Source organism: Collinsella sp. MSK.8.10 (genome assembly GCF_019041915.1).
Lineage (GTDB): Bacteria > Actinomycetota > Coriobacteriia > Coriobacteriales > Coriobacteriaceae > Collinsella.
Genome location: NZ_JAHPYF010000009.1, coordinates 24,991 through 47,349 on the forward strand (window position 1 = coordinate 24,991; position 22,359 = coordinate 47,349).

A 22,359-nucleotide genomic window follows, 5' to 3' on the forward strand; every position below is an offset into this window, starting at 1 on the left:
TCCTTGCGGAGGTTTTTTACTCGTTGAGTAGCCTTACGGCTTCGGCGGCCATGTTCTCGACCGTCATGCCGTTCTGAGCGAGCAGCTCGTTGGGGTCGTAGCGGTCGGGGAAGCCCTTGGCGATGCCAAAGGTGCGCGTGCGCACGGGCGTGCAGGCCAGGTAGCACGCCACGCGCTCGCCCCAGCCGCCGTCCAAGATGCCGTCCTCGAGGGTGACGACAACGCGATGCTTGGCGGCAAGGCTGTCGAGGAACTCGCGGTCGAGCTCAGTTGCATAGCGCGGGTTGACGAGCGTGGCCTCGATGCCGTACTCGGCAGTCAGACGGTTTGCCACGCGCTCGCCCAGCTCAAAGAAATCGCCGAGCGCGAGCACGGCAACGTCGCGGCCCTGACGCACCACGTTGTAGCGAACGGCGCTGTAGTCAGTGTCCTCGGCAGGCGCCAGATCGGGGCGGCTTACCAAGCCAATGCCCGGTACACGGATCGCTACGGGATGCTCGCGGTGGTCGAGCGACCAACTCAGCATGGACAGGTATTCCTCCATGCAGGCCGGCGCCAAGTAGTGCATGTTGGGAAGTCCGCCCAGCATGGAAATATCAAAGAACGAGAGGTGCGTCTCGGATGTGGTGCCAAAGATTGATGCACCAAACACCAGGATCGTCGCCGGGGCATCGTTGAGGCACAGGTCGTGCCACAGTTCGTCGTAGGCGCGCTGCAAAAACGTACCGTACACGCCAAAGACTGGCTTTGCGCCCGAGCGGGCGAGTGCGGTGGCAAAGGTCACGGCGTGTTCCTCGGCGATGCCCACATCGACGAACTGTTTGCCGGCGGCAGCGCGAAGCTCGGGTGTAAAGCCCATGATGTAGGGCGTGGCGGCCGTGATGCCCACGACCTGCGGATCGCGCTCGATGGCGGCGCTGAGCGCCTCGCCCGTAATGTCGGCATAGGTGCGCGGTGCGGGCTCGCTCGGGTGACCCGGGCAAAGCTTGCGGCCGGTTGCCATATCGAAGGGACCCACGTGGTGCCAGCGCTCGGGGTCGCTCTGGGCCGGCTCAAAGCCCTTGCCCTTGGCGGTGGAGACGTGCAGCACGATGGGGTGATCGATATCGCGCAGTTCCTGCAGCGCGTCGACTAGGGCCAACACATCGTTGCCGGCGTCCAGATAGCGGTAGTCGAGCCCCATCGCGCGGAAAACGTTGCGCTCACAGGTGCCGTTGCTGGCGCGCAGCTCGGCCAGATTGCGATACAGGCCACCGTGGTTCTCGGCGATGGACTGGTCGTTATCGTTGACGATGATGATCAAGTTGCTGTCGAGATCGGCGGCATTGTTAAAGCCCTCAAACGCCAGACCGCCCGAAAGCGAGCCGTCGCCAATGATGGTGATTACGTTGTACGTATCGCCCGCCAGGTCACGAGCGTGCGCCAGGCCGCAGCCCAGGCTCACCGACGTGGAGGTGTGGCCCATGGCAAACAGGTCGTGCTCGGACTCGTCGGGATTGGCAAAGCCAGAAGCCTCACCATAACGCTCCGGATCGATATAAGTGTACGCGCGCCCAGTCAGCGCCTTGTGGGCGTAGGTCTGGTGCGAAACGTCAAAGACAATCTTGTCGATGGGGGAGTTAAACACGCGATGAAGCGCAACCGTAAGCTCAACGACGCCCAGGTTGGGGGCAACGTGCCCGCCGACGGCGGCGGAGCTTTCGAGGATTGCCTGACGGATCTCGCCGCAGAGCAGCGGAAGCTCGGCGCGGTCGAGAGCCTTGACGTCCTCGGGCGTTGTCGTTTGCGTAAGCAGCATCGTTGTGGGTTACTCCATGCGAATCGAGCGCCGGCGCTCCCTCGGCCGGCACAATTGCACAAAACAGTCTCGCACATTTTGGCGTTTGATATGTGACGGCGGCGCGGTAATTCGCCAACTGGTGGGGCAAAACGTTTTGTCCGATGCCATACTGATAAGTTCCATGATGATTTTATTCATTGCGTGCAGGCTGTGGCTTGTCGCCGAGCGCCGCCGGAAGGAGGCCGCATGTCCGATACCGTTCGTGCCGAGAAAATCGCGTGCGAAGTAGACCATGCTGCCCGTCAACTGGCACAGGCGGGCCGTCTGGACCTGACGCGCGAGTTTATCCAACATGGCGATGTGACGGTGTATACGCATGTGACCTCGGTGGCGCGGGCAAGTCTGTCCTTTGCCGAGCGCCTGGGCCGCGTCGGTATCTCCGTCGACCGCTTGTCGCTGCTGCGCGGGGCCCTGCTGCATGATTACTTTCTCTATGACTGGCACGATCCCGACCCAAGCCATCGACTGCATGGCTTTCGTCACCCGTTTTTTGCCCTGGCGCGTGCGGAGGAAGATTTTGAGCTGACGTCGCGCGAGCGGAATATTATCGTGCGCCATATGTTTCCGCTGGTGCCGGTGCCGCCGACGTGTCGTGAGGCTTGGATTGTGTGCCTGGCAGATAAATGGTGCGCGCTGCGTGAGACGGTCGCCGGCTGTCTGCGGCGCAAGGACGAGGCGGACGATGACGTGAGCAGCGAATCGAGCGAAAAGAGGAGAGGGTAGACGGTGGAAACCGCGATTGATATGGCTTTTGGCGGCGCGACGCTTGCCGCCTGCCCACTCTCGGCACTGGTGCTCTCGTTTGCCTTTTACGGGTTTTGCGGCTGGGCGTGGGAGTCGACGGTTTGCGCCATGCTCAATCACGGACGATTTGCCAACAGTGGCTTTTTGCTGGGGCCGTGTTGCCCTATCTATGGTGTGGGCGGCATAGCCTGCTGGTTGCTGTTGCGCGGAATTCCGGATGCCTCGAGCCAGTTTGTCGCTGCAGCGCTCGTATGCAGCGTGATTGAATATAGCGTGGGCCTTCTATTGGAAAAAACAACAGGCGCGCGCTTTTGGGATTACTCGCACCTGCCGTTTAATTTGCATGGACGCGTCTGTCTGTACTGGGCTTGCGCGTTTGGCTTGGGTGCGTTGTGCATTTGCCGTTTAGTGGAGCCGGCATTGCTGGGGCTGCTTGGCCATCTGCCGGTGCTGATTGTGCGGCTGTCCGCCTTTATCGTCGCGGTCGCGATGATGGTCGACGCGGTGTGCTCTTTGGCCAGCTGGCGCCGCCTGTCCGATCAGCTTGAGCGTGTGCGCGCCGACCTTGCCGATCGCATCAATGAGTCGCTTGCCGATGCCTCCGACTCCATGCTCGAACGCATTCCCGATTCGACGATTGACTCGGTGGCGCAGACGCACATCCGTAGCCGTGCCGTTAACGCGTGGCTGGCCGAGCTGGGTGACGCCGCGCTCGATGCTCTGCGCGAGAAGGCTTCGATGCCGACGTTTATCTCGGATGGTGCTCGCGGCCTGGCGCTCGCTGCCCGCCGCGTGGCCGATGCCGCGCCGAGCATGCCGCGTCCGTCGCTCAGTCGTCGCCTTGCCGGCAAGCGCATGAGCCGTCCGGTGCCGAGCGTGTCACTCAGCCGCCGCGACCTGCGCTTCTTTAACGCCTTCCCGCGTCTGCGCATCAATCGCTACGAGGGCGTCATCCGAGCTACCGACCTCCGCGACCGAGCCCGCGAGCTGTTCCGGCGCTAGCCAGAGCGGGGCCAAGCGCGCCCTTCTCGTTTGCACGTTTCCCGTTCGTTTCGCGCCCGTTGCCGCGCCGTTTCCAAGATTGCGGCACCGTTTCCATTCGACAACGCGGCGTTTAACAACGCCGTATCTGGTCTACACCAGTTACCCCTCGGCCGCATTATGGGCGCCGACAACGTTCATGCGACCAAGGGGGAGCGAATGTACGATACGGGATCGACAACGTTTATGCTCATCTGCACCATGCTCGTGTTTTTAATGACACCGGGTCTGGCGTTTTTCTATGGCGGCCTGTCCAGGCGCAAAAATGTCATCAACACCATGCTTATGTGCTTTGGCGCCATTGGCCTGGTTGGTGTGCTGTGGATTGTTGCCGGCTGGTCGCTGGCCTACGGCGGCGACGGTTCCAGCCCGTTTATTGGAGGCCTTGACCAGCTGCTGTGCCTGCCGGTGCTCAACCAAGTGCTACAGGCGGCCGAGGGCAATGCCGCGGACGGTGCCGTCTACCCTCAGATTATCAACATCGCCTTCCAGATGGCATTTGCCATGATTACGGCCGCCATCGTCACGGGCAGCCTGGCCGGTCGCGTTAAGTTTGGTGCCATGACGGCCTTCCTGGGCATTTGGCTGCTCGTGGTCTATGCGCCGCTCGCCCACATGGTTTGGGGCGGCGATGGCTCCTTGATCGGCGACATTATCGGCGCGCTCGACTTTGCCGGTGGCGACGTGGTGCACATCTCGTCCGGTCTTACGGGCCTGATTCTCTGCTTAATGCTCGGCCGTCGTCGCGGCTTTGGCATGGTGAGCTATCGTCCGCATAACGTACCGTTTGTGGCGCTGGGCGCCGGCCTGCTTTGGTTTGGCTGGTTTGGCTTTAACGGCGGCAGCGAGTTTAAGGCCGACGCCGTGGCGGCACTCGCCATCCTCAACACCGTGACGGCCAGCGCGGCAGGCATGGTCTCGTGGCTTGCCGTCGAGCGCGTGCACACTGGTCGTCCCACACTGGTGGGCGCCAGCACCGGTCTGGTCGCGGGCCTCGTGGTGGTCACGCCGGGCGCGGGCTTTGTCGAGCCGTGGGCGGCGCTGGTCATGGGCTTGATCGTATCGCCCGTCTGCTACCTGGCCATCAGCCATCTTAAGACCAAGTTTGGCTACGACGACGCGCTCGACGCGTTTGGCTGCCACGGCATTGGCGGCATCTTGGGTGGCGTGCTCACAGGCCTGTTCTGCGTGCCGGAGCTCTCGTGGACCGGTAAGGGTGGCCTGTTCTACACGGGCGACATGTCGCTGCTCGTCTCGCAGATTCTGGGCATTGTGGTGACGGTCGTCATCGTGATGGTGCTCGACTTGGTGATCGCTGCGGTGGTCAAGGCGCTGTTCCACGGCAGCCTGCGCGTGGACGAAGCTGACGAGGCGCTGGGCTTGGATGCGAGTCAACACGGCGAGAGCGCCTATCCTTCTTTCTCCGGACTCGATTAGCAGCTTCCCCAAGCACCGCACCTTGCCGTTCAATCGTCGCTCACGTACTTAAGTACGCTTCGCTCCTCTTTCACGGCAATCTGCGGCACTTGGGAAACCTGCTAAGACCAGTCAGTTGAACTTATTGATCTCTGAGGTTGGTTTGCGGCACCTGGAAAACCCGTGCCATGTGAAGGACAATTCATTTCTTTTATTGAAGAGAGGAATTCACTATGAAGAAAATTACGGCTATCGTGCGCCAGGAGAAGCTTGAGGTTCTTAAAGACGCGCTGTTTGCTGCCGATGTTCGCGGTATGACTATCAACCAGGTGCAGGGCTGCGGCTCACAGCATGGCTGGAAGGAATACGTGCGCGGCAACGAACTGCTCGTCAATACCATCCCCAAGGTGCAGTTCACCCTCATCTGCGCTGATGAGCACGTTGACGGAATTGTCGACATCATCTGCAATGCCGCCCGCACCGGTGCCGTCGGCGACGGCAAGATTTGGGTCGAGCCGGTCGAAGAAGTCATCCGCATTCGCACCGGCGAACACGGCCCGGCCGCGGTGTAGAATCGACCGTCTGCCATCCGCAACGTTAAAATGCTGCAATGAGGCACAAGACTTGCGTTGCGGATGGGCGGATTATGGGTCGCAATAAATATCCCGAGGAGACGGTCGCGAAGATTCTCGACGCGGCACTGGAGCTATTCTGCGCACATGGTTATGAGGGGACGAGTATTCAAGATATCGTTGACCGTCTCGACGGCATGACCAAGGGCGCTGTCTATCATCACTTCAAGAGCAAAGAAGAGATTTTCAACGCCGCGTTTGATCGGGCGATGACTCCGATTGTTGAGCACCGCCGCTCGATGCTTGGCGTCGGTAATATGACCGGAGCCCAAAAGCTCAGGCGGCTGTACGCGCCCGAGTCCGTCGTTCCGCAAATTGAACTATGGGCACGCATACATCCTGCGGCAGATCCGGTAAAAAGCTCGCGTCTACTGGCGATGCAGTACCAGGGCTCGTTTAACGAGTCTGCCGATGGCTATCTTTTGCCGGTGATCGAGGAGGGCATCGCCGACGGCTCCATTGCGTGCGAATGCCCGCGCGAAGCGGCGGAGGCCGTATCGTTGTTGGCGAATCTTTGGCTGCTGCCATTGTTCCGTCCGCTCGAGCCCAAGGAGCGAATGCTCGCTCGCGCACAATGTTTGGCGCAGATGGCGGCCGCGGTGGGGCTCGATTTGGGTAATGAAGTGCTTCAGACAACGGCGCAGATTTGGGACGTATGGGACCGCGCCGGGTGGTAATATAGATACCAACGGTATGTAATAGATTTGAGAGGGCAGCTCCGGTTGCCCTTTTCAAGTCGATAAATACATACTAGCGGTATGTATGGGGGGGGCGGACTTATGGCTGGGCTGAGAGACGTCGGCGTCTCGTTGAAATCAAAAACAGTGCGGTCAATCAGGCTCGCGGAACTTCTGGTTGCGCAGCTGTGCACGTATTCGATGCTGTCGGCGCTGTGTTTTGCGTATCCACTTTACTTGTTCGATTGCAGTGGATCGTCAACGTTATATGGCGTCGTCGTGGCGACGGCGTTCATACCCGGCGTACTCGCAACTCCGGTTGGCGGAATCTTGGCGGATAGGGGAAGACATCGCGAGGTCCTCGTGGCCCTTGGCATTGCTCTGATGACTGCATCGCTGCTGTCTATCCCCATGAAGCGCTCGTTGCCTCTTGCGGTCGTCGTAGTAGCGATACTTTGTGTTCAATATGGTGTTCAATCGCTGCTGAAGCCAATGCTCCAAATTGAGACGGTGCGTATGGCGAGTGAAGAGAAGGTTGAGCGGGCCACTGCATTGGTTTCGCAGATGACCATGGTGAGCAATATCTTGGGCCCTGTGGTCGGGACGGCAGTCTATGGGTGCTTTGGCATCGATACTCTTTGCACAACCGCGTCAGTGGCGTTTGCGATTTCAGCCCTCTTGTTTGGGGTCGCACTCAAGCAAAATGCCTCATCTGAAACGATGGGAGACGGCGCGACTCGCACGACATGCCGAAACGATTTTCGGGAGTCGATTCGGTATCTGTTGCAAAATGCATCATTGGTCGCTGTGATTTTGCTTGCGGCCGTTTTGAACCTTGCGTTGGTTGGGCTAACGATTGGCGCTCCCATTATTGTTACAAAGCATCTCGGCATGCAATCGTCCTGCGTTGGGATAGTTGAGGTTGCTATGGGCTTGGGTGGTCTTGCCGGCAGTGGCTTGGTCGGCATTTGGCCGCATCGCTTTTCTTTCAATGACATATGTCGATATGTTGCGATGATCTGTTTTGGAGTCGCATCGATTATTGTCGCGCAACTGTTCGGCGCAGATGCATGCGTGTTCACCGTGTTTGCGGTTGGTTCGGCATGGGTCATGGTGTGGGCAAGCATTGCGTCGGTTGAAATCATCGCGTTTGTTCAGCGGGCAGCGCCGACTGAGCTCTGCGGAAAAGTGCTTTCGGTCGTTTACATGGTCCTTTCCTGCGCAATACCTATCGGCCAATTGACATACGGGGTTGCATATGATCGATGGGCACCGGCGATTGTATTCGCAGGCATGTTGGCGGTGCTGACGTTGACGACGGCGCTGTTTTATCGGCTGAAAAGTCGCTCGTAACGATTGATTTAACGCGCTGGGGCACTGTGGCTTTGCGGGAGCGAATGTCCCGGCGCGTTGGAGCGCCCTTGCATGGGCACGCTCGTTCTCGTCTACAATATCGTGCAGACGAAGGAGAGGCACGCCCATGATCAAGATGTTTGCGAGTGACTTAGACGGAACGCTGCTGAACGCCCTGCATGAGGCGGATGGGACCATCCGTCGTGCCATTCGTGAGCTGACCGAGGCTGGTCTGCATGTGGTTCCCGCGACCGGGCGCTCGACGTTGCCAATCGGCGAGCATGGCTTCACGGGGCTGGCGCTCGATGCCTGCTGCTCTAACGGCTCCATCGTGCGCGACAGCCATGGCGAGGTGCTCAAAACCTGGACCATCGACCCACAAGTTACCGAGGAGCTGCTCAAGGAGTTTCCGGATATCTGTTTTGACTGTTCCACGCCCGATGGCATGTACTCGAGCGGTTCGTTCGAGATGCATCAGGCGGGCTTTAAAAAGGACAGTCCTATCAAGCGCATCGTGATGCGCGGCATGCGTGCACGTGGCGGCTATCACGAGGAACAGTATTTCGACCAGTCGATCGGTGACATCCTGCGCCACGATGTGTGCAAGATCAACTGCCGTGTGATCTCGTCCGAGCTGGAGCGCGACCTTAAGGCGTACCTTGCCGAGCGCTCGGACCGCGTGGTCAACGCGCCGTTTGACCCGGTGATGTTCGAGATCACGGATGTGGCATGCAACAAGGGCGAGAGCGTGGTCTGGCTGGCGGGCTACTACGGCATTGCCGAGGACGAGGTCGCGGTCTACGGCGACGGCGGCAATGACATTGTCATGCTCAAACGCTTCCGCCACAGCTACGCGACCAAAAACGCAAGCGATGCAGCTAAGGCCGCCGCGAGCGCGACCATCGGCAGCTGCATGGTCCATGCTGTCCCCAAACACATGCTTGCCACCATGTACAAGCAAAACTCCCGCACCGTCATCGAATAATGTGACAAAGGGACAGCCCCTTTGCCACAATCTAAATATTGCCTTTACGTGTTGATGCACACGGTGTGCAATAATACTCGCACTGTGCAATAGCGCACAGGCTGAGTAACAAGGAGGACGCTTGTCCCAGCTCGAGAAATGCGATCGCCGGTCCCTTCGCTCGCAGCGTGCCCTTCGCCAGGCACTTGCCAGCGAGCTTGCCGAAAGCGGCGACCTTTCGCGCATTAATGTCGCGTCGCTCACCGAGCGCGCTGGCCTTACGCGCCGCACGTTCTATTCGCACTACCGCGATATCCCTGACTTTATCAATCAAATCGAGGACGGCTTGCTGACCGAGATCCGTGAGCGCATTGAGCTCATCACCGCAGCTCAGCTGCCTGATCTCTATCACAATATCGATGAGCTCGAGCCGGCGCCCGGTTCGGTTGAGCTGCTGCGTTATCTTGCGGCCAACCGCGACTTAATCGGTGCGCTGCTGGGTCCGGGCGGCGACCAGGCCTTCATTAAAAGGATCATCGACACCGCGCGTGAGGCTGTAGTGCCGCGTGCGCAGACGGGCATTTTGGGCCTGGCGCTGGGCACGTTCTTTGACTACTACGTCACCTACGTCGTGAGCGCCGAGGTCGGCATGATTCAGCGCTGGTTTGAGCGTGGGCTCACCGAATCGCCCGAGGCCATGGCGCGCATTATGACTGTGCTCGCTTTTGTGCGCCCCGGTGACCTGTATGGCCAACCCATCGATATCAACGTGCCGGAATACGGCATGAAGCTATTGAACTTGCAGCTCGAGGACGCGGCCGACACCGCCGCAACCGTCGAGTCCAACAACTAAGAGGAGAGACAATGAGCAAACTCGTCGAGGGCATCAAGGATCGTATGGTTGCTGCCGCACGCGAGGCTGCGCCCGCCGTGGTGGACGCCGCGCAGAAGGCCGCGACCGCGGCAGCCGAGAAAGTTGCCGAGGCAGTTGCCGATGCCAAGAACGCGGCAGGGGAGACGTCCATCGCTAGCGAGCCCGCTACCGCCGCTGAGTCCGTAGCCGCCGCCCACGCCCCCGAAGGCGCGATCTTCAACCCCGAGAACGCTCGTGGCAACCTGCACCTGGGCATCGACGTGGGCTCCACTACCGTTAAGCTCGCCGTGCTCAACGACGACAACCAGATCGTCTACGCCAAGTACCAGCGCCACCACACCGACGTCCGTGCCTGCGCCCGCGACCTGTTCGAGGGTGCTGCGACCGTGCTGCCGACGGCCCAAATGACCTGCGCCATTACCGGCTCGGGCGGTCTGCTGCTGTCCCAGTGGCTCGAGCTGGAGTTTGTCCAGGAGGTCATCGCCAGTAAGCGTGCCGTCGAGACCCTCATCCCGGCCACCGACGTCGCCATCGAGCTGGGCGGCGAGGACGCCAAGATCATCTACTTCGATAACGGCATCGAGCAGCGCATGAACGGTACCTGCGCCGGCGGTACGGGCGCGTTCATCGACCAGATGGCAACCCTGCTGCACACCGACGCCAGCGGCCTTAACGAACTCGCGGCCAACGCCACCACCATCTATCCCATCGCCAGCCGCTGCGGCGTTTTTGCCAAGACCGACGTCCAGCCGCTGCTCAACGAAGGTGCCCGCCCCGAGGACGTGGCTGCCTCCATCTTTCAGGCTGTCGTGACCCAGACCATCTCGGGCCTGGCATGCGGCCGTCCCATCCGCGGCAACGTCGCCTTCCTGGGCGGCCCGCTGCAGTACCTCTCCGAGCTGCGCCACCGCTTCTACCTCACGCTCAACCTGGACGAGGAGCACCGTATCGTGCCCCAAAACGCTCACCTGTTTGTGGCGAGCGGCGCCGCCATGGCGCACGAGTCCAACAAGCTCAGCACGTTCCCGCAGCTCATCGAGGCTATCGACAGCCTGGGTGACACGCAGGGTGCCGAGGTCGAGCGTCTGGATCCGCTCTTTGCCACCGACGAGGACTTTGCCGAGTTCAAGACCCGCCACGACCAGGAAGTCGTCCCCAAGGGCAAACTCGACGGCTACACCGGCCGCGTGTTCATCGGCATCGACGCCGGCTCCACCACCATGAAGGCCGCGCTCGTGGGCGAGGACGGCCAGCTGTTGCACACCTGGTACGGTAACAACAACGGCGACATCCTGGGCACGGCCAAGGTCATCATGGCCGATTTCTACAACCACATCCCCGCCGGTTGCACCATCGGCCACGTGACCACTACGGGCTACGGCGAGGCGCTGCTCATCGAGGCCCTTAAGGCCGACTCCGGCGAGATCGAGACCGTCGCGCACCTGCGCGGCGCCAAGGCGTTCCTGCCCGGCGTCGAGTTCATTCTGGACATCGGCGGCCAGGACATGAAGTGCCTGCGCGTCAAGGACGGCGTTATCGAGCACATCATGCTCAACGAGGCCTGCTCGTCGGGTTGCGGTAGCTTTATCGAGAGCTTCGCCGTGTCTATGAACATGGACGTGCGCGCGTTCGCCGATGCCGCCATCCATGCTAAGGCTCCCGTCGACCTGGGCAGCCGCTGCACGGTCTTTATGAACTCGCGCGTTAAGCAGGCGCAAAAGGAAGGCGCCACGGTGGGCGACATCGCGGCCGGCCTGTCCTATTCCGTCATCAAGAATGCCCTGTTCAAGGTCATTAAGCTGCGCGACCCCAAGGAGATCGGCAACCAGGTGATCGTCCAGGGCGGCACCTTTATGTCCGATGCCACACTGCGCGCGTTTGAGCAGCTCACGGGCGTTCACGCCGTGCGTCCCGACATCGCCGGCTGCATGGGCGCTTACGGTGCGGCCCTGCTCGCCCGCGATCGCGCCGGCGCTGACGGCACCTCGACCATCCTTTCGGCCGAGGACATCGCGCACCTCACCGTGACGCAAAAGCATGTCCGCTGCGGTCGTTGCTCCAACAACTGCCAGCTTACCGTCAACGACTTTGGCGGCGGCAGGCGCTTCATTACCGGTAACCGCTGCGAGAAGGGCGCCGGCCATAAAAAGCAGAAGACCGAGGCCCCCAACCTTTTCAAAAAGAAAAACGAGCTGCTCTTTAACCGCGAGGTCCTGAGTCCCGACGACGCCCCGCGCGGCACCGTCGGCATCCCCCGCGCACTCAACATGTACGAGAACTACCCCTTCTGGCACGCGTTCTTTACGCGCCTGGGCTTTAGCGTGCAGCTGTCCGACCAGTCGAGCAAGAAGACCTACCAGGCGGGCATCGAGTCCATGCCGTCCGAGAGCGTGTGCTACCCGGCAAAAATGAGCCACGGCCACGTGATGAACCTCATCGACCGCGATGTCGACTTTATTTGGATGCCGTGCGTGCGCTGGGAGCGCAAGGAGGATCCGACGGCCGGCAACTGCTATAACTGCCCCATCGTCATGAGCTACCCCACGGCGCTGGCGCTCAATATCGACGAGATTCGCGAGCAGAACATCGAGTTCCTGTACCCGTTTGTGCCCTATCACGACAAGACCGAGCTCAAGCGCCGTCTGTACCAGGTACTCGCCGTCGACCGTGTGGCCGATGCTGAGGCCGGTCGCGGTCGCGTGCGCGGTCCCAAGATCACGCGCTCCGAGGTCGATGCCGCCGTCAACGCTGCTTTTGAGGCCGATGCGCGTTTCCACGAGGACATCCAGACCATGGGCGAGGAGGCTCTCAAGTGGGTCGAGGACCACGGCGGCCACGGCATCGTACTCGCCGGTCGTCCCTACCATAACGACCCCGAGATCAACCACGCCCTGCCCGAGCTTATCTCGAGCTTTGGCTTTGCGGTCTTTACCGAGGATTCGCTTGCGCATCTGGTAAAGCCCGAGCGTCCGATTCGCGTCGTCGATCAGTGGATGTACCACAGCCGTCTGTACGCCGTCGCCCGTTTTGTGACGATGCGCAACGACCTGGACCTGATTCAGCTCAACTCCTTCGGCTGCGGCTTGGACGCCCTGACCACCGACCAGGTGCAGGAGATTCTGGAGGCCAGCGGCAAGATCTACACCGTGCTCAAGATCGACGAGGTATCCAACCTGGGTGCCGCGCGCATCCGCATCCGCTCGCTCATGGCAGCGCTCAAGGACCAGGAGGCCGAGCGCCTGGCCGATGCCACGGCCGCGGGCGAGGCCTACGAGCAAGGCGACGCCGCGCCGGTGGCGCCTTCCACGGATGCCCCTGCGTTCGCGAGCCGTAAGTACACGTTCGAGGCTCAGCGCGAGAGTGCTTCGACCGCGTGGCCCAAGGTGCCCTTTACCGAGCAGATGCGCGAGGAGGGCTACACCATCCTGTGCCCGCAGATGGCGCCGATTCACTTTGACCTGGTCAAAGAGGTGTTCCGCGGTGCCGGCTACAACTTGGAGCTGCTGCCCTCGACCGACCACGATGCCGTCGAGGCTGGCCTGCGCTACGTGAACAATGACATTTGCTATCCGTCGATCCTGGTGACGGGCCAGATTATGGAGGCCATCGAGAGCGGTCGGTACGACCTGTCCAAGACGGCCGTGGTTATCAGCCAGACCGGCGGCGGCTGCCGTGCCACCAACTACATCGCACTCATCCGCAAGGCCCTGCGCGAGAGCGGCCACCCCGAGATCCCGGTGATCTCGCTTTCGGCCGTGGCGCTCGGTGAGGACAACCCCGGCTTTAAGATTACGCCGGCACTGCTTAAGCAGGCAGTCTACGCAGTGCTCTTTGGTGACGTCATGATGCAGATGCTCTATCGTTGCCGCCCGTACGAGGCCACGCCCGGTGCCGCCAACGCACTCTACGAGGAGTACATGGCGCGCGCCCGCAAGTTGGCGCCCAAGTTCAACCGCCACAACTACACCAAGCTGTGCCGCGAGGCCATCCGCGCGTTCGACACCATGCCGCTTGCGGGCGAGGGCACCAAGCCGCGCGTGGGCGTGGTCGGCGAGATCCTTGTCAAGTTCCATCCCACGGCCAACAACCACGTGGTCGACGTTATCGAGCGCGAGGGCTGCGAGGCCGTGGTGCCGGGCCTGCTCGACTTCTTCCTGTACTCCATGAGCAACGCCGAGCTGCAGAAGGACGAGCTGGGAAGCTCTGCCACTACGCGCGCTGGTATGCAGGCGCTCATCAAGCTCGTGGACTGGATGCGCACGCCGGTGGAGGAGATGCTCGAGAAGTCCCGCCGCTTTGAGGCACCCGAGCGCATCGGCACCATGGCCGACAAGGCCCGTACGGTGCTTTCGGTGTGCAACAACATGGGCGAGGGGTGGCTGCTCACGGCCGAGATGCTCGACCTGATCGATCACGGTGCGCCCAACATCATCTGCACGCAGCCCTTCGCGTGCCTGCCCAACCACGTGGTGGGCAAGGCCGTGATTAAGGAGCTGCGCCGTCAACATCCCGAGAGCAACATCGTTGCGGTGGACTACGACCCCGGTGCGTCCGAGGTCAACCAGCTCAACCGCATTAAGCTCATGATTAGCGTGGCCAAGGAGAACATGCGCGCCGGTAAGGGCTTTAAGCTTGAGAAGGTCGCGCCGCTCGCGATGGACGAGGTCACCGGCCAGATGCGTGCCCACGATGGCTGCGTGAGCTGCGGCTCGGTCGACGAGAGTGCCGTGGCGTCGGTCGCTGAGCGCCTGGGACGCGGCATTAAGAAGTAGTCGGCCTACTTCGAGCCGGATATGAGACGAACGGGTGGTAGCCGTACCGGCTACCACCCGTTTTTGCTGTACATATGTTGCGCAAATGACCTTGCTACAGCCTTCCGTGGGCTTGTCCGATTTTTGGGCCGGCTCGGGCTTTGAAGACAAGTTGCTGCAGGCCCAAGGCGATTTTTCGCTCAACGCAGGCCAGCACAGTGTGACCTATCTGCCAAACGACGAGACGACCGCTACGGTCTGGCCATCGCCACCTGCGAGATGGAAGCCGAAAAGTACATCTACCGCGTGTACAAGTACGAGCTGTAGGGCCGCGCTCAGGTTTGACCAATGGAGTATGAAAACACGCCGTTCGCCGATGCCCCCTCCGCGAGTGGCGGCCATATGGTTTGATGTCAGAAACATATAGTTGTCGCCAGCCTGCTGGCGACGTTCCCCCTGATATCGGAGGTTCCAGGTATGTTTCACGCTCCGTTAAGCAACTATCGGCTGGGCTAACATGGGTCGCCGTGCCATTTCGATAGCCCTTGCAGTGGTCTGCCTAGCTGTGCTCTTGGGCGCTACAGGGCTGTTTGCTATAAGCCGAGAAACGTCCTATATGCAGGAATGCGCTTCCGAAGGGTTTGCCATTGACGGTTACTATCGGGACGACAAGACGAGTCTGGAAACCCTGGCCTTTCTTGAAGAGGATAACCATCGGTGGCAACTGGTCGACAAAGACGGCAGCTGCGTTGGCGGGCAGTTTAAGCGTACGGATGACCCCAACATCCTGATAATAAAGAAGGAAAACGGCGAAGAATTCGGCACGGTTCACGTTGCGTATATATCGCGCCGACGCAATCAGGGGCAGATTTACCTAATTAGAAATACTGAGGTGACCCGATTTTATCTTGTGAGCACCGATCCGGCGTTTACGGTGGAGTCTGGCGATGTCGATCCGGACAGTTGATTCACGGCAATAAAACAGCGAGCGGGGCTCGGGTGTGAACTGCACCCCGCAATTTGCTCGTGTCCGTATCGCGTCTGCGCCTCGTCGTAACTTGCGTCCGTGCGAGCATTCATCCCGCGCCGGCATCACTTCACATCGAACTCCACGCGATCGAGCTCGGGCACATTGAGGTCGATGAGTTTGCGGGCGACACGGCGGTCGTGCGCCCCAAGCGCCTCGCCTGTCGTCACATGGGCGACAATCTCGCGCTCGACGATGCCTTCTTCGTCCCCTTCGGTGGCCGAGGTCTCGACGGCGACGGTGTAATCCTTAAAGCCCGGCAGCACCGCGGCAAGCTCGCGTGTGGTCTCGGTGACGCCGTAGCCGTCCTGCACGCCGGCCTGCGCCGAGCCAATGGAACCCGCGGTCATAACGATGCAGGGGATGGCAAAGATCACCGTGCCCACAATAATGCGGCGGCGCACTTTGCGTGACAGCTCGTTGACCTCAGCGTTTTCCTCGGCGGTCACAATGCCGTCGCCGTTGAGGTCGCGCTTGAGCGGCACACGCAAAAGAAGCAGCACGGCTTCGGCGGCCAGTGCGATAAAGACCACGTTGATGCCAAACTCGTAGAGCGCCGAGAGAAACAGCGACCCGCTTGCGATGGCGATGCCATAGCCCGCCGCGCACAGGGGCGGCATGAGCGCGGTCGCCACGGCCACGCCGGCGATGAGCGTGGCGGGTTCCTGGTCGCGCGAGTTGCCCAGGCCACCCGCAAAGCCGCCCGCGAGCGCGACGGCAAGGTCCCATATGGTGGGTGTCGAGTTGTCGATGATGGCCGCCGTGGTGGTGCCAAGGGGCGAGAGCTTAAAGTACAGCGTGGACGTGACCAGGCAAAAGACCATCTGCAGTGCGAGGCTGGCAATGGCCTCGACGGTGATCTCGCGGTCGAGCGTTGCAATACCGTATGCCATGGCAAGGACCGAGCCCATAAGCGGGCAGATGAGCATGGCGCCCACGATGGCAATGTCCGAATCGATATCGAGGCCGATGCTTGCGATGAGCATGGCGATGATGAGGATACACAGGTGAGAGCCAGTCAGACGCGCCCCGTTTACAAAACGCTTGCGGATTACGTGGTAGGACGCGCGACCCTCGCGAATGTTGAATGCGCGCTTTAGGAAGCGGGTGGCGTTCTCCATGGCCTCGCTATGAGCAGGGCGGATGCCGTGGCGCCGGTGATGGCGTTCGCGTAGTCGCTTGATCTGTTGTTTGTCGAGTTCCATGTCCACCTCGTTCCAGCGCGGTCCGCGCAACGCGCCCGTTGTCCTAACTCTACACCGTGGCGGGCGGGGTGTCTGTTGGATGCGGAATCCGATAGGGCGGATGACGCGGGAGCAAATGCAAATCACAGGCTCAATTCCATCCCGCGAGAATATGATGCACCAGCTCCTTCAAATGTGACGAAACTGTGAAGCACGAGAGCGTGAATTTCAAAAAATACGCTGGTCGCCAATGTTGCGCAACAGAATTCAAAAATCGACAGCTACCGTTTGATACGTATGGATACATCCGTGTCAAAGGGAGAAAGCCATGGCAAACTACAGTCCACAACACTTTGAGCCTCGGGCCAAGACTGTCAACGTCAAGGGCGTTGCCAACCGCGCCGTCGCAACCGTTTTGACGGCGGGCCTCATCGCTCAGCCGCTCATATCGCCGCACCGTCAACCGATAACGGCGATTCTGTTCAGGGGGGGGGTAGTTCTGTAGAGAACACCGTTGCCGCCGGTAACCAAGTGGTCGTAAAGACGGCTGCCCAGCTGGCCGAGGAGTCGGCAAAGCAGCTCAAGGACGCTCAGGCCGCCTACGATGCCGCCCAGAAGAACGCCGATGCGGCGGGCCAGTCTCAAAAGCAGGCGCAGCAGCAAAAGAATCAGGCCTCGCAGGCTGTGAGCGACAACGAAATCGAGCAGAACGCAGCAGAAGTCGCCGCGCTCCAGGAGAAGATTGACGAGCTCAAAGCCGCCGTCGAAAAGACCGAGCAGCAGCAGAAGAAGCTGGGCGACCTGAACGATCAGCTCGATCAAGCCAACAAGAGTGTCGAGGATAAGACCCAGGCGCTCAAGGACGCCAAGGCAAAGCAGGATGAGGCCAAGAAGGCCCTCGACGATGCCCAGGCCAAGCTCGAGGCCATGGATATGGACGAGTACGAGGCCGCCAAGAAGGCCGTCGAGGACGCGCAGACAAAGCTCGATGACGCCAATAAGGCCGTTGCTACTGCACAGGCCAATCTGGACCAGGCCAAGGCTGCCGAGGCTAGCGCCCAGCAGGAAAAGAAGGACACTGAGGTCGCTCTGACGACTGCCCAGGCCAAGAAGCAGGAGACTGCCGCTGCGCTCGCAGCCGCAACCACCGCGCGCGATAACGCCCAGCAGAAGTTCAACCAGGCGCAGGCCGCGCTCGATGCTGCCGTCTCGGGTACGGGTGTTGACCTGAGTGCGCTTGAGGCCGCCAAGAAAGCTGCTGCTGGTGAGCTCAAGACCGCGCAGGCGGAGCTCAATGCCGCGACGGATGCCGACGCCACCGCACAGACAAATCTGCAGGCCGCCCAGGCTGCCGTCGCTGCCGCGCAGGAGAAGGCCAACGCCGCCAACGCTGCCGTGGCATCTGCCCAGTCTGCATACGATGCGGCAAACAAGGAGTACAAGGACGCGGCCAGTAAGCGTGACGCCGCGAAGACGGCATACGAGCAGGCCCAGCAGACCGAGGCCGACAAGAAGGCTGAGTACGACCGACTCGTCGAGATTCGTCAGCAGAAGAGCAACGAGTTCGATCAGGCTCGTGCTGAAGTAACCGACGCGCACAATGCATACGACGCCGCAAACGCCGAGGTCGAGAAGCTTAACCAGCAGATTGCAGACCTAAAGTCCAACATGACCGTTGACCAGGAAGTCATCAGTCAGGGTATGTTCGGCTTCATGAACTACATCATCGGCGGCAGCCAGTTCACAGCCACGCAGAAAAAGAACGCCCAGGACGCCGTATCGATGCTGACCGGCGCCGCTGACAAGGCCGAATGGTATGACAAGTACGTCGATCAGGACATGTCCCGCGACACCAACCCGCTCTCCTTGGAGCAGATGCGCAACGCCCTGACATATCTCGACACCCAGAACAACCTCCGCAAGGCGAACGGCCAGTCGGCGCTCAGCGTCAGCCTCCGCATGACTGTGGCGGCAGCCCTTAATACATCATATTCATCGAACATCTGGGGACACTCGAACTGCTATTTCGACAACGGGGAGAATCTTGCCGGCGGAGGCGGCGCATATACCGGCGGCGAGACCGAGGATACACTCGGTTGGCCCTACACCGGCCTCTACACACAGGAGAAGGAGGCATTCGATAAGTACGTCGCGCAGTATGGCGACGAACTCGGCAGCCACCGATATGATTCCTATTACATCTACCAGAACTACAACAGCATCTATCACGAGTGCGGGCACTATCTCAACATCATCGATTCAGCCACGGAAGCCATCGGTATCGCGACCGGTAGCGGTAAGAACACCGATTCCGAGGTAACCATCTTCGATTACAGCGCTGATAGCACTCAGGCTGATTTCACTGTCCCCGAGTTCAAGAAGCTCCTCAACGACTACATCGATTCCGCCTACAATGCAGGCGGCACGCAGGAGCAGAAGGAGCAGCTGAAGCAGCTTCAGAGCAAGCTGGCAGATGCGCAGAAGAACTTCGGGACTGCTGGAACGGCTTATTCTAACGCATTGGATAAGCAAGAAAGCGCGCGCGACGCCTATACCGCGGCCGACACGAACGTGAACACCGCCAAGGGTGAGTACGAGAAGGCCAAGTCCGGCACCGCCGCCGCTAAGACGGCATACGACGCAGCGAAGGATGCGCTCGGCGGAATCGACATCGAGTCCCTCAAGCAGAACCTCGATGCCGCCAAGGCCGAGGCCGCTACTGCCCAGGCGGCTCTCGATAAGGCAAACGCCACGCTTGCTGACAGCAAGACGAAGGCAGCCGAGGCCGCTGCTCACAAGGCGAAGGCTCGCAGCGCCCACGATGCCGCCAAGGCAAAGTCCGAACAGGCCAATGAGGCGTATGACAACGCCACGGCTTCGGTCAAGGACCTTGCTGCCAAGCGCGATGCCGCCCAGGCGGACCTTGCGAATAAGCAGGGCTCGCTTGACGAGGCAAAGAAGGCCGACGATGCCGCCCAGGCTGGTGTAGACAAGGCCCAGGCCGCAGATGTCCAGGCCGCGACTGCTCTTTTGGACGCCAAGCAGGCGGTTGCCGCCAAGGCGCAGGCTGTGTCCGATGCGCAGGCCAAGGCCAAGGCTGCTGAGGGTGAGCTGGCTACCGCGAACAAGGCCTTCGAGCGCTTTGCCGGCGCCCAGAAGGCGGTCGACGACGCCAAGGCCGCCTATGACGCTGCCGTGGCCAGTGTCGCCGATGCCCAGAAGCAGCTCGAGGCCGCCAACGAAGCCGTCGTCGATGCGAACCTCGATATCTTCAAGGCCAAGGCAGAGCTTGCCAACGACGAGGCACTCAAGGCCGATCTTGAGGCTGTCGATCACAAGGCATCCCTTGCCGCGGGCACGACGGGCAACGAGAAGCTGGTCAAGCTGAACGCTGCCTACGCTCGCTATAAGGCTGCCGTCGATGCCGCCGCTGGTCTCAAGGCTGCCCTGAGCGATGCCGATGCCAAGCTGTCCGACGCCAACGACGCCTATGCCGCCGCGCTTGCCGAGCTTGACGATGCCAAGGATGCCCTGGCTGCCGCGCAGGCCGAGTACGACAAGTATCATCCCAAGGCCGAGCCGCAGGCCAAGCCTCAGGTTGCGCAGGCTGCTGCAAAGGCTCCTGTCGCCAAGAAGAAGGCTGCGAACGCTGCGCTCGCCCAGACTGGCGACAATTCCGCTCTTGCGGGCGAGGTGTTCGTCATCGGCGGTATCACCCTCGTGGCCGCTGGTGTGACGCTGAGCGATCGTCGTCGCAAGCAGATGTAGCGTTTCGAGCGTAGATTCTGCAACGAACTTCAATTCATAGCGGGACCGTCTCGTTAGCCAAACGATAAGGCCGGCGCGCTGTCATACGCAGCGCGCCGGCCTTTCTTTGTTTCGGTATCAAAAAGCCCGGTCGGCAGCCGCGAAAGCTACCGACCGGGCAAGCCGTAGGCAATATGGTTGCTGTCGAGCAGCTGCTCGACTTAGCCCAGCAGGCTCAAGCCCACGGAGACAAACGCCAGGATAACGCCGACGATGGACTCGCCGCCGAGCAGGCCGCTGGCGACAACCAGGCCCTGCTCTTGGAAGGCGGCGTCCTTGGCAGCCCTCTCCTCGTCAGAAAGACCAGCGGTGGCGTCGCGGTGGGCGGACCACTTGTCGTAGGCGAGCTTGACGCAGGAGCCCAGGAATGCCGTGAGTGACATGTAGAACGGCAGGTACACGCCCAGGCCGATCATCATGGCCGGAATGCCAAGCCAGTACATGACGATGCCGGCGATAAAGCCACCTGCGAACCACGGCACGCTCGGGATGCCCGAGACCATGGTGGCGACCACGCTTGCCTGCGCGGCCACAAAGCTCTTGTCGGGGCCGAAGGCGTCCGGACCATAGGCGGTGACGAGCGCGACCATGACAGCGGCAGCGACCAGGGCACCCACGATGCCGCCAATGGCTTGGCCGATCCACTGCGCACGCGGGTTGGTGCCCAGCACGGCGCCGGCCTTAAAGTCGTTCATGACGTCGCCCGCAAGGCCGCACGCCACGGCTACGATGCCGGCGATAAAGAACAGCTTGACCTGAGCGATCTGCGCGAAGGCGGCCACGATGAGCATAACGATGAGGCCAAAGATCTCCATGGGGTCGATGCCCGTCTGGCCGCAGCTCTGTGCGCTCATGATGGTGGTGACAAAGGTGAATAGCGTCACGATGACGGCCGGAACGGGGCCAAGGTTAAGCACGATGGCGATGATCACGGCGATGGCGGCAGCGCCCAGGCCGATGATGCCGGCGTCGAGCTTAAGCGATCCCGAGATGAGCGACTGCTCGTCGGTGTCGGTGGAGCTGTCGGCGGCAAGACCGCGGACGATACCGGCGACCTGCGGCAGGATGTCCTTGAGGACGACGGCGACGCCAAAGCCCATCATGAGGCCCATGCCCAGGGACTTGACGATGCCTTGCGCAGTCATAACGTCGAACAGACCGGCAGCGGTGCCGCCCACGATGATGCCAAAGTTGCCCAGCAGGGCGCCGGCAAACCAGAAGGCGACCGGGGCGAAGCCCACGAGGAAGCCGACGGAGAGCAGCATGGGCGAGTTGTAGATACCAAAGGTCACGCCGGGGATGTTGAGCGTGCATAGCATGCTGGGCACCACGCCCAGGGCGTCGCGCAGCACGCTATAGATGCCGGCGATGGCCATGGAGCCAAAGAGCTGCTTGCCGGTTTTGCCGCCGGCCTCGGTGGCGCGCAGGGTCTGAGCTGCGGCGTTGCCGGTGGGGAACTCAAGCGCGGCGTCCACGATAAAGTGACGGTGGATGAGCGCGGTGGCCAGCAGGCCCAGGATGGTGCCGGCGAGTGCCACGATAAACATGTCGAGCCAGCTGATCTGGTCGGCATAGCCCAGCATCCAGGCACCCGGGATGGTAAACGCTAGGCCGCCGGCGACCATGGCGCCCGCGGACATGATGGTGTGGGTGACGTTGGCCTCGTTGAGGCTGGCATTGCCCATGAGCTTAAGGAAGAACAGCGAGATGACGGCAGCGAAGACGATCGGCCAGGGGAGAGCGCCCATCTTGAGGGCGGTGTAGGCCGAGCTTGCCGTGATGATCACGCAGCCAAGGACGCCGATGACGACGCCGCGCAGCGTGAGTTGCCCGCGCATCGAAGCGCGGTTCGAGGGATTGCTCATATTGAACTCCTTTGCGTATATCCGCTTCCCCCGGGAGCGCCGCTACGGATACGGCGCGGGAAGTCGGGTTACCAAGGGCCGCCGCGTGAGCTCGCGCGCGACCGCGCACCAGTATAGCCGTAAGCTAGTCATTTTGGGATGACTGGTTTAGGTAGGCGATATACTGCTGGGCAGACGAAAGGAG

The 22,359-nt window shown here is 61.0% G+C and carries 14 protein-coding genes; 11 read left to right on the forward strand and 3 right to left on the reverse strand.

Annotated features, from left to right (window positions below):
- Positions 1-16 precede the first annotated feature (16 nt).
- A complete protein-coding gene (locus tag KTF55_RS09130) occupies positions 17-1,798 on the reverse strand; it encodes a 1-deoxy-D-xylulose-5-phosphate synthase (protein ID WP_217108387.1) in 1,782 nt (593 codons plus the stop codon).
- Between the two features lie 228 nt (positions 1,799-2,026).
- Here KTF55_RS09130 and KTF55_RS09135 point away from each other — a divergent pair, with 228 nt between their 5' ends.
- The 10 genes from KTF55_RS09135 (at position 2,027) to KTF55_RS09180 (ending at position 15,259) form a co-directional block, all read left to right on the forward strand.
- Positions 2,027-2,563 (forward strand): HD domain-containing protein, encoded by a 537-nt coding sequence (locus KTF55_RS09135; RefSeq protein ID WP_217108388.1) that lies wholly within the window; start codon positions 2,027-2,029, stop codon positions 2,561-2,563.
- Positions 2,564-2,566: 3 nt separating this feature from the next.
- Entirely contained in the window at positions 2,567-3,586 is a 1,020-nt protein-coding gene (locus KTF55_RS09140) for a putative ABC transporter permease (protein WP_226790750.1), read from the forward strand.
- 198 nt (positions 3,587-3,784) lie between these two features.
- A complete protein-coding gene (locus tag KTF55_RS09145; RefSeq protein WP_226790753.1) occupies positions 3,785-5,062 on the forward strand; it encodes an ammonium transporter in 1,278 nt (425 codons plus the stop codon).
- Between the two features lie 212 nt (positions 5,063-5,274).
- The gene (locus tag KTF55_RS09150; RefSeq protein ID WP_217108390.1) at positions 5,275-5,613 is read left to right on the forward strand and encodes a P-II family nitrogen regulator; all 339 of its coding nucleotides are present in this window, start codon (positions 5,275-5,277) and stop codon (positions 5,611-5,613) included.
- Between the two features lie 74 nt (positions 5,614-5,687).
- The gene (locus tag KTF55_RS09155) at positions 5,688-6,350 is read left to right on the forward strand and encodes a TetR/AcrR family transcriptional regulator (RefSeq protein WP_217108391.1); all 663 of its coding nucleotides are present in this window, start codon (positions 5,688-5,690) and stop codon (positions 6,348-6,350) included.
- A 102-nt stretch (positions 6,351-6,452) separates the two neighbouring features.
- Positions 6,453-7,703 carry an MFS transporter gene (locus KTF55_RS09160; RefSeq protein ID WP_217108392.1) on the forward strand — a complete coding sequence of 417 codons (1,251 nt, stop codon included), beginning with the start codon at positions 6,453-6,455 and terminating at the stop codon, positions 7,701-7,703.
- A 127-nt stretch (positions 7,704-7,830) separates the two neighbouring features.
- Complete coding sequence (locus KTF55_RS09165) at positions 7,831-8,688, forward strand: HAD-IIB family hydrolase (RefSeq protein ID WP_217108393.1); 858 nt, start codon at positions 7,831-7,833, stop codon at positions 8,686-8,688.
- A 121-nt stretch (positions 8,689-8,809) separates the two neighbouring features.
- Positions 8,810-9,520: a TetR/AcrR family transcriptional regulator gene (locus KTF55_RS09170; RefSeq protein ID WP_217108394.1), complete on the forward strand. Its 711-nt coding sequence runs from the start codon at positions 8,810-8,812 to the stop codon at positions 9,518-9,520.
- 11 nt (positions 9,521-9,531) lie between these two features.
- On the forward strand, positions 9,532-14,313 hold the full coding sequence (locus KTF55_RS09175; RefSeq protein WP_217108395.1) for a 2-hydroxyacyl-CoA dehydratase: 4,782 nt from the start codon (positions 9,532-9,534) through the stop codon (positions 14,311-14,313).
- Between the two features lie 496 nt (positions 14,314-14,809).
- A complete protein-coding gene (locus KTF55_RS09180) occupies positions 14,810-15,259 on the forward strand; it encodes a hypothetical protein (RefSeq protein WP_217108396.1) in 450 nt (149 codons plus the stop codon).
- A gap of 125 nt (positions 15,260-15,384) precedes the next feature.
- Here the strand turns inward: KTF55_RS09180 and KTF55_RS09185 are convergent, their stop codons facing one another.
- Positions 15,385-16,524 carry a DUF389 domain-containing protein gene (locus tag KTF55_RS09185; RefSeq protein WP_217108397.1) on the reverse strand — a complete coding sequence of 380 codons (1,140 nt, stop codon included), beginning with the start codon at positions 16,522-16,524 and terminating at the stop codon, positions 15,385-15,387.
- A 510-nt stretch (positions 16,525-17,034) separates the two neighbouring features.
- Here KTF55_RS09185 and KTF55_RS10170 point away from each other — a divergent pair.
- Complete coding sequence (locus KTF55_RS10170) at positions 17,035-20,271, forward strand: CAP domain-containing protein (RefSeq protein ID WP_217108398.1); 3,237 nt, start codon at positions 17,035-17,037, stop codon at positions 20,269-20,271.
- 200 nt (positions 20,272-20,471) lie between these two features.
- Here KTF55_RS10170 and KTF55_RS09195 read toward each other — a convergent pair whose 3' ends face one another.
- Positions 20,472-22,175 (reverse strand): OPT/YSL family transporter, encoded by a 1,704-nt coding sequence (locus KTF55_RS09195; RefSeq protein WP_022094469.1) that lies wholly within the window; start codon positions 22,173-22,175, stop codon positions 20,472-20,474.
- Between the last annotated feature and the right edge of the window lie 184 nt (positions 22,176-22,359).